Annotated in this window: 11 protein-coding genes and 1 pseudogene; 4 read left to right on the top strand and 8 right to left on the bottom strand. The window is 56.8% G+C overall.

The genetic code is table 11. The features are described 5' to 3' along the window. Both BX591_RS35590 and BX591_RS35585 read left to right on the top strand, forming a co-directional pair. Window positions 1-847 (top strand): 3D domain-containing protein (locus BX591_RS35590; protein WP_208644759.1); only part of this gene is annotated, 847 nt, incomplete at its 5' end. Between the two features lies 1 nt (window position 848). Next, window positions 849-1,316 carry a hypothetical protein gene (locus BX591_RS35585; protein WP_111935978.1) on the top strand — a complete coding sequence of 156 codons (468 nt, stop codon included), beginning with the start codon at window positions 849-851 and terminating at the stop codon, window positions 1,314-1,316. Window positions 1,317-1,506: 190 nt separating this feature from the next. On the opposite strand, the gene BX591_RS35580 is transcribed toward BX591_RS35585, so the two are convergent. From BX591_RS35580 to BX591_RS36295, 3 genes are read right to left on the bottom strand one after another with little or no spacing between them, the layout of a single operon-like run. Beyond that, window positions 1,507-1,842, bottom strand: a complete 336-nt coding sequence (locus BX591_RS35580; protein ID WP_111935977.1) for a BrnA antitoxin family protein — start codon at window positions 1,840-1,842, stop codon at window positions 1,507-1,509. Continuing rightward, the gene (locus BX591_RS35575) at window positions 1,805-2,110 is read right to left on the bottom strand and encodes a BrnT family toxin (RefSeq protein ID WP_111935976.1); all 306 of its coding nucleotides are present in this window, start codon (window positions 2,108-2,110) and stop codon (window positions 1,805-1,807) included. The genes BX591_RS35580 and BX591_RS35575 overlap by 38 nt, the downstream gene beginning before the upstream one ends. A 22-nt stretch (window positions 2,111-2,132) precedes the next feature. Further along, window positions 2,133-2,495, bottom strand: a complete 363-nt coding sequence (locus BX591_RS36295; protein WP_134965118.1) for a hypothetical protein — start codon at window positions 2,493-2,495, stop codon at window positions 2,133-2,135. Window positions 2,496-2,763: 268 nt separating this feature from the next. Between BX591_RS36295 and BX591_RS35570 the strand changes: the two genes are divergently transcribed. Both BX591_RS35570 and BX591_RS35565 read left to right on the top strand, forming a co-directional pair. Continuing rightward, on the top strand, window positions 2,764-3,294 hold the full coding sequence (locus tag BX591_RS35570) for an IS21 family transposase (protein WP_111935975.1): 531 nt from the start codon (window positions 2,764-2,766) through the stop codon (window positions 3,292-3,294). A gap of 99 nt (window positions 3,295-3,393) precedes the next feature. Further along, window positions 3,394-4,485: a glycosyltransferase family 9 protein gene (locus BX591_RS35565; protein ID WP_167444690.1), complete on the top strand. Its 1,092-nt coding sequence runs from the start codon at window positions 3,394-3,396 to the stop codon at window positions 4,483-4,485. An 85-nt stretch (window positions 4,486-4,570) separates the two neighbouring features. Here the strand turns inward: BX591_RS35565 and BX591_RS35560 are convergent, their stop codons facing one another. From BX591_RS35560 to BX591_RS35540, 5 genes and pseudogenes are all read right to left on the bottom strand, one after another. Continuing rightward, on the bottom strand, window positions 4,571-5,023 hold the full coding sequence (locus BX591_RS35560; protein WP_111935973.1) for a DUF3828 domain-containing protein: 453 nt from the start codon (window positions 5,021-5,023) through the stop codon (window positions 4,571-4,573). 8 nt (window positions 5,024-5,031) lie between these two features. Beyond that, window positions 5,032-5,406, bottom strand: a complete 375-nt coding sequence (locus BX591_RS35555; protein WP_111935972.1) for a CHAP domain-containing protein — start codon at window positions 5,404-5,406, stop codon at window positions 5,032-5,034. A 170-nt stretch (window positions 5,407-5,576) separates the two neighbouring features. Continuing rightward, the gene (locus BX591_RS35550; RefSeq protein WP_111935971.1) at window positions 5,577-5,852 is read right to left on the bottom strand and encodes a BrnA antitoxin family protein; all 276 of its coding nucleotides are present in this window, start codon (window positions 5,850-5,852) and stop codon (window positions 5,577-5,579) included. Further along, entirely contained in the window at window positions 5,824-5,973 is a 150-nt protein-coding gene (locus tag BX591_RS37095) for a BrnT family toxin (RefSeq protein WP_338068917.1), read from the bottom strand. The genes BX591_RS35550 and BX591_RS37095 overlap by 29 nt, the downstream gene beginning before the upstream one ends. A gap of 185 nt (window positions 5,974-6,158) precedes the next feature. Further along, window positions 6,159-6,522: pseudogene (locus BX591_RS35540) on the bottom strand (phage late control D family protein); the annotation flags it as partial.

Genomic DNA, 6,522 nt, shown 5'->3' with positions numbered 1-6,522 from the left:
TCAGGACAACGCGTTCGGCGACAAGTTGCCGATCATTCCGCGCGAATCTCACGTCGAACACGGCAAGGTGCTTTATCGCCTGAAGATCAAGGCAACGCTGCGTAGCCTCAGCGCGGCGGCACCGGTTGCGGGACGCTCGATTTCGATCAGAAGCAATCGCACCGGAGATACCGTTACCCTTTCGCCAGCGGCGACAGGGCCAGATGGAACGGTCATGTTGACGCTGGACAGTCGCACGCCGGGAGCGTTGGAGCTATCTGTGACAGACCACGATATCACTGCCGTGGCATTGCCGATAACGCTCGGCGAAGCCTGGTACCAAGCGGGCTTCTGGATCACTCATTACATCGTCGCGGATGAGCGCGATGCTCACGGTCCAATGGTGCAAGACCCTAACGTATCAGGCCAGCATCGGCGCGATTTCCTGTATGGCGCCCGTGGCGTTCCGATGCAAGGCACCGGGCAAACACTCGATAACCGGTTCGTCCGCTTCGACGGCGGCGGCGGCGGTTGGCATAACAATGAGGCAGGGCATCCAGACGAATTGAACCATCCTGAGACCGCACATCTGCATAGCACTGACGGCGCGCATGGCGCGTTTGCAGATGTTGTTCAGGATCACTCGGTCGCCGTTGACCCGAGAGTGGTCCCCGGGCGTTCGCGGGTTTACATCGCTTCAAGCGATGGCAGTAGAGTGGTCGGCGAGCGACATGCAGACGATACCGGCGGCGGCATCCATGGCTACCACATCGACCATTTCAGCGGCGCAGGCAACGCGGCGACCGCCCGATGGGAAGGTGCTGGTGGGGACATGCACAATGCCAAAGTGAAGTTCTTGGGATATTAGGATGAGGAAGCTTGCACTTCTGCTAGGCCTGTGGAGCGCTGGAGCTTGCGCGCTGCCCGGTACGGGTTCAGTTGACTTCGGCGAGACTATTGTGCCGATGCTCGACGCCAGACCTGCGTTCAAAAAATATCTGCTGTGCAACTTCCAGATCGTTAGCGACCCGACGGGAACACGGATCGGAGACGTGGCGATGCCGTACCTGGGGGGCTCCGTCACAGGGCCTTATTCGATGTGGGCGAACTGGCAAAGTCCAACCGGGCCCGTGAGGGTTACTCTCACGCTCAATACGAGCATCACCTTCTTCGACAAACGAGGGCGGCCGATCCACGGCGGCAATTATCGGCCCGCCGTCAGGTTCGTCGAGAAGCTTGACAGTATTGAGGTCGATCCGCCCGATGACGGACAACCTGAATCGACGCCGGGGGGCTTCAAATATCAGGCTTCCAGCAGTCTCTGCACGGGGCGATGACGCGGCGGCCAACGGCATAAATTCTAGATTCAATTACCGTTAATGCCGGCCGGAAAATAGCGTGGGTCGCAGGTTCGACCGCATTTCAAATGCAGGTCGCAACTCCCAATATTTGGCATTCGTCTGAGCAGCTCGGCATACATCCACTTACCGAATGACGATAAAAAAAGCCCGCCGAAGCGGGCTTTCATTACATCATGCCGTGCGACTTGGCGTAGTCGCGAAGGGCGTCGTTCATCCGCGTTTGCCAGCCTTCGCCGGTCGAACGGAACGCATCCAGCACATCGCGATCGTAACGAACGCTCGTTGCAATCTTGGTCACGTCGGCCGGCGGCCGGCCCCGGCGCTTCAACAGTTCGGCCGCGGCAGCTTCGCCGATCCGTTTCGGAAGCGTTTCACGCGCTGGCCGCATCCGACGGATTTCTTCGGTGCTTAACTCGCGCGCATCGGGATCTGCCGCAATGCCGCGATTGATCGCCGCATCTTCCTCATCGGTCGGCATCACGATCGTGCGTTTGCTCGACATAATCATTCACCTCACGTTTGTTTGCCTTGCGAAGGCTGATAGCTCGTAGCGTTTCGCCACGCAATGTATAGACCAGGCAGTAGACGCGATCACCGATCAGGCCGTACGCGATGTAGCGCGGCTCTCCATACGCGTATCGGTCGTCGAGCGAGTCGAGCGCACTGTCCCATTCGAAGCTCTCGGCGAGAGAAAGTGAAACGCCATGCTTGCTGCGATTGATCTGGTCTTTGGCCGGGTCGAATTCGATCCCATGCGATTTATTGTACATACGGTAAATGACTGATGCAAGGTCAGGCGCAGCGCGGCGACATTTCCTGTTCGTCTGCCACTGGCGGGATTGATTTCGGTTCGGTGGCGAGGTTGTCGCCAATCAACGGGCGTAGCCGCGACACGTTTGAAGGTGGCTCGCCGACGACGCCGAGGGAAGGCGCAAGGCGACCTATATTCATTTGCCGAAGGCGGAGGTCATGCTCCATGTCGCGTAGCCTCAAAAGTTCAGGTACCCACCAGGGTACGCGCTCCCGGCCGGTCAACCAGTCGCGCACGCTGCGCTCAGATCGTCGTAATTCACGCGCAAGATCTTTAAGGCTGCGGCCTTGTGCGTAGTACGCCATTTCGCGTGGGTTGCCATATCGGAGGTTTGGATATTTCATGATGCTTTTCTTGTAAGAGATTGAAGAAGGCACGGCCCGGACGTGCCCACGCACACCTTACATAAAACATACAAACACCAAACAGAAAGAGCCCGGAGGAACCCCATTCTTTTATTTAATCAGCCACTTAATTGTTGATAATTTATCTTATGTCAAACGAAGCTGCTGACCGTCTCACCGGGTTACTTACAATCTGTATCGGTTTTTGCGAGATTGTAATGTTTACGTTAGTTTACGCGCCCTTCAGACTTCCCTCGGGGATTCCCAGTTGTCCGCTGAGCAACGACACGGCTGCATACATGAGTTTCTGGAGCTGACCGGCGGCCTCACGATCGCCGCAATCGCCAGAAAACTCCGCTGTTGCTCGCGAACCATCCGCAACTACATCGCCGGCCGCTCGCCAATCCCCTGGCATCGAATCGAAATGCTTCGCCTGCTCGCGCTAGAGAGCGGCGCGGCCCTTAGCAATACCCTCAATCCGAAGCCGCAGGACAAAAGTCCAGTCGTCGCCAATATCGACCTCGACCCCGCAGCACCCGACGTCCCGCCAGCCGAAATACTCGCGTGGGTCGGCATTTACGCACCGCATTTCCTGTCGAGCAAGCGCAGCTTCGCGCTCTACGTCCGCGGCTGGAACGTCGTCGACAAAATCCGCCGCGCGAAACGGGAAGGCAGGTTTTCAGCCGTGCTTGCACGCTGGCATGAGCTGTCGGTCGAATTGCCGCGCATGTGGCGCGCCGGACGGCTCTTCACCGGGGCGGACCCACCAGCCTATGTACACGAAGAAGCGGCACGCTGAGGTTGCGCTGAACTGATGCCATTCAGTCAGCGTGCCGTCTTCGATATAATCCCCCGAATATTACAAAAATATAACCAAGGCTTTCATCCGGGGAAGTCAATGGCACGTATCGGCCGCAGAATATTCAAGAACAGGCTGTCCATCCCGCGCGTGCTGTCCGTGTCGAGGATTAAACGCAATGCGTTGATGCTTTTGAGCGGCCAGCAGCTCTTGATCGCAAGCGATGCGCCTCAGACAACGCGCAAACTCTTGTGGTATTACGACTGGGCCACGATTGGCGATTCCATCATGGATCTGTCGCAGAGGTTCCTGATAGACCCGCGCATAGCCATCGACCTATGCATGCCGCATGGTCCGATCGAGCTTTTTATCGGCGATGAACGGTTCCGGCGCGTGTCCCGTTCGTTGGATGATTGCGACGCGCGATACGACATGGTGATTGTCCAGAGTTTGTCGACGAAGACCATTTTCAAAAAAATCCAATACCATCCATTCACGCCGTGGCTGTCGATCATGGCGCATCGCAGGGACGAGCGTTTTTCGAGGATTCAGCTCGCTTATGAGCAGATCGCGCGCGTTTTCAAGCCGCGCGAAGCTGGTCCGATCGAACCCGCATTGACGGTCCCCGCGCTTGGCACAAGGCGGCCGCGGCCGTTCACTATTTCGATCGCGGTGGGGGGCGGCGACAAGCGCCGCACGTACGGAAATTGGGCAGAGCTTGTGCGGCTGATTTCATCGAGTTGGCCAGAGCAGATTCCGAGTCCGAGTTTTATCCTGATTGGCGCAGGCAAGACGGCGCTTGACACGGTCAAGGCAGTTTGCGAACAGCAGGACTGCGGTCACGTCGAGTCACACATCGACCTGCCGAATGTGGCCGCCGCGGCCGAGCTGATACAGCGGAGTTCGTTTTTTATCGGTGCAGACGGCGGGTTGATGCACATTGCCGCAGCCTTGGGGAAACCCGGCGTCGCGATCTTCTGTGAAATCAAGCCCGAGTGGCGACTCCACTCAAACTCAAAGATACGCACTGTCTTTTCGGAGCAGGATATCAACAGCATTCCGGCTAAGAGAGTCGCCAGCGAGGTGACAAACTATTGTCGTGAGCTGACGCAGGAAACGCGCAGCAATCGTTCGATCAAGCGAAGCGCATCATCAAACGTGCGCGTGTCAAAGCGCATGGCAGCAGAGTAGACCGCCCTCACCCACTCGCAAAAACGCCTGCAATTTGCAGGCGTTTTTGCGTCTGCTTTCGAAAGCAGATCGTTTTCTTCGCCGGCTATTTGTAGTCGAGCGTGTCGTCAACCTTGACGACCTTCCAGGCGTCGCCCTGCTTTCGCAGAAACACCACCACGCTAACCTTGTCCGTCGATCCGAAGGTGACAGGAACAACGGCAACATCGCCGAGCATCAGTGTCGGTTGCGTCGCGATGTTGCTCAACCAGTCCTTGTCGTCATAGTCCTGGACTTTCGTGAAATAGTCACTGTCGCCCGGTAACCGGTTGTGGCGATAGTCGTCCCGCAACTTGTCAGCCGTCGCCTTCATCACGTAGCTGTAAATGCCTTTGTCCAGCAGCGGATACTTCGCGCCGGATTGCACCTTGATATACCAAGTGTAAAACGCTTTGGTGCTGTCGCCTGGCGTCGAGGTATCCGCGAACGCCGAATGCTGAAAAATCATCGCGCTTACGAGCAAGACAACAGAGACAGCAAGTGTTAATAATTTCTTCATCTTCTGTCTCAGTTGTATCGATAGGTTTTGTATGCGGGATGTGCCTGTCGATAGGCCGGTCCCGGATAGAACCCCTGCGGGCCGGGATGCGTCTGTTTGAAATCCGATACCCATATGGATCCGTCAAAGATCGCCATGTGTCCCGCTGGATGGCCTGGCGCTGGCTGGATCACGATGACGTCGCCCTGTTCCGGCGGCAGGGTGGTTTCACGAAATCCCATCGCCACAAGCAACGGGCCGTAGTCCTTGGCCCAATGCGCATGGTGCAGTGATATTCCGCCCGCCTCAACCGCCTGGCGGACATATCTCGCGCAGTTCCCCGTGCTTTGTGATTCGGCGTGAGTATCTGCATATTGAGCTGCGGCAGATTTATCGAACGGCATTTCGGCTCCTGGGAATGATCGTTTGCGATTGGCGATGGAACGCTATCACAGGAGACATTTTTAATGTTTTAAAAAGCTTGTGAGACGAAATTTTATGCCGGTCGCATTTACCCTAGGGAAAGAAAAGGGGCGTCTAGCGCCCCGTAATCTGGATCATCATTTTGCCGCGTTCAGACGTGATGCGTTTGGAGCCAGTCACGCAATGCGTTATTCATACGTGTCTGCCATCCGTCGCCGCTGGCCCTGAATCGCTCGATGATATCGGCGTCATAACGCACCGTGACAGCCTCTTTCGGTTTGGCAAGCTTTGGCCGGCCGCCGCGCCGCTTCATCTGCGCGAATTGTTCGTCGGTCGGCACGAACGTGTCTGGATCGGCCGCGATGCCGCGTTCGATCGCGGCTTCTTCTTCTGCAGTGTTACGAATCAATGCTGGTTGCTTTTTCATATCGGTCAATCTCCCGGTTGTTCGCTTTGCGCAGACTGATAACCCTGAAGGTTTCACCGCGCTGCGTGAACACGATGCAATAAAGGCGGGCATCGATCACGGCATAGCCTATTTCGCGCAATTCTCGATAGTCCTTGCGGTCGTCGGGTGCGCACCATACCGACGACCAGTCGATAGCTCAGCGAGTGCCAGGGAGACACCGTGCTTCCCTTGATTGGCTTCGCTTTTGGCCGGGTCGTGTGTCGTTGTCGTGAGGTTATTGTAGTTACACAAACAGACGAATGCAACCTGTTTTTGTAACTACATTTACCTGCTGCCCTTGCGAAAATGTGAGCGGTGCCGGTCGGTGGTCGGATTCTCGCATTTCCATTTCCAGCACGGTTTCGAATCCGCTATCATTGATCGTGTGCGTCGCTTTCTTCACCAGCCACGGCGTCGCGTCGATCTCCGGTTTGAAGCCGGAAACGGTCACAGGCATTTCGGGGAACGCATCGGGCCGTGCGCGGGCGAGCGTGTAGTCGAATGTCGCCTGGCTGCGCTGCGTGCGGTCATACTCGGCCTGCGCCGCCGCGCGCGCTTCGGCTTCGGTCGCGTAGTCTTCCGGCAGCACCTTCATGTTTTTATTGTTCTCACCGCCGATCACAACCGACTTGCGCTTGCCCTTCGCGTT

Source organism: Paraburkholderia bryophila (assembly GCF_003269035.1).
Lineage (GTDB): Bacteria > Pseudomonadota > Gammaproteobacteria > Burkholderiales > Burkholderiaceae > Paraburkholderia > Paraburkholderia bryophila.
Note: the sequence above shows the minus strand (reverse complement) of the source record. Positions and strands in the feature narration are given on the sequence as shown.

Excerpts from the sequence above, each read along its gene's own strand:
- BX591_RS35585 (WP_111935978.1), top strand. The coding sequence starts at position 849 with ATGAGGAAGCTTGCACTTCTGCTAGGCCTGTGGAGCGCTGGAGCTTGC.
- BX591_RS35580 (WP_111935977.1), bottom strand. The coding sequence starts at position 1,842 with ATGTCGAGCAAACGCACGATCGTGATGCCGACCGATGAGGAAGATGCG.
- BX591_RS35575 (WP_111935976.1), bottom strand. The coding sequence starts at position 2,110 with ATGTACAATAAATCGCATGGGATCGAATTCGACCCGGCCAAAGACCAG.
- BX591_RS36295 (WP_134965118.1), bottom strand. The coding sequence starts at position 2,495 with ATGAAATATCCAAACCTCCGATATGGCAACCCACGCGAAATGGCGTAC.
- BX591_RS35565 (WP_167444690.1), top strand. The coding sequence starts at position 3,394 with ATGGCACGTATCGGCCGCAGAATATTCAAGAACAGGCTGTCCATCCCG.
- BX591_RS35560 (WP_111935973.1), bottom strand. The coding sequence starts at position 5,023 with ATGAAGAAATTATTAACACTTGCTGTCTCTGTTGTCTTGCTCGTAAGC.
- BX591_RS35555 (WP_111935972.1), bottom strand. The coding sequence starts at position 5,406 with ATGCCGTTCGATAAATCTGCCGCAGCTCAATATGCAGATACTCACGCC.
- BX591_RS35550 (WP_111935971.1), bottom strand. The coding sequence starts at position 5,852 with ATGAAAAAGCAACCAGCATTGATTCGTAACACTGCAGAAGAAGAAGCC.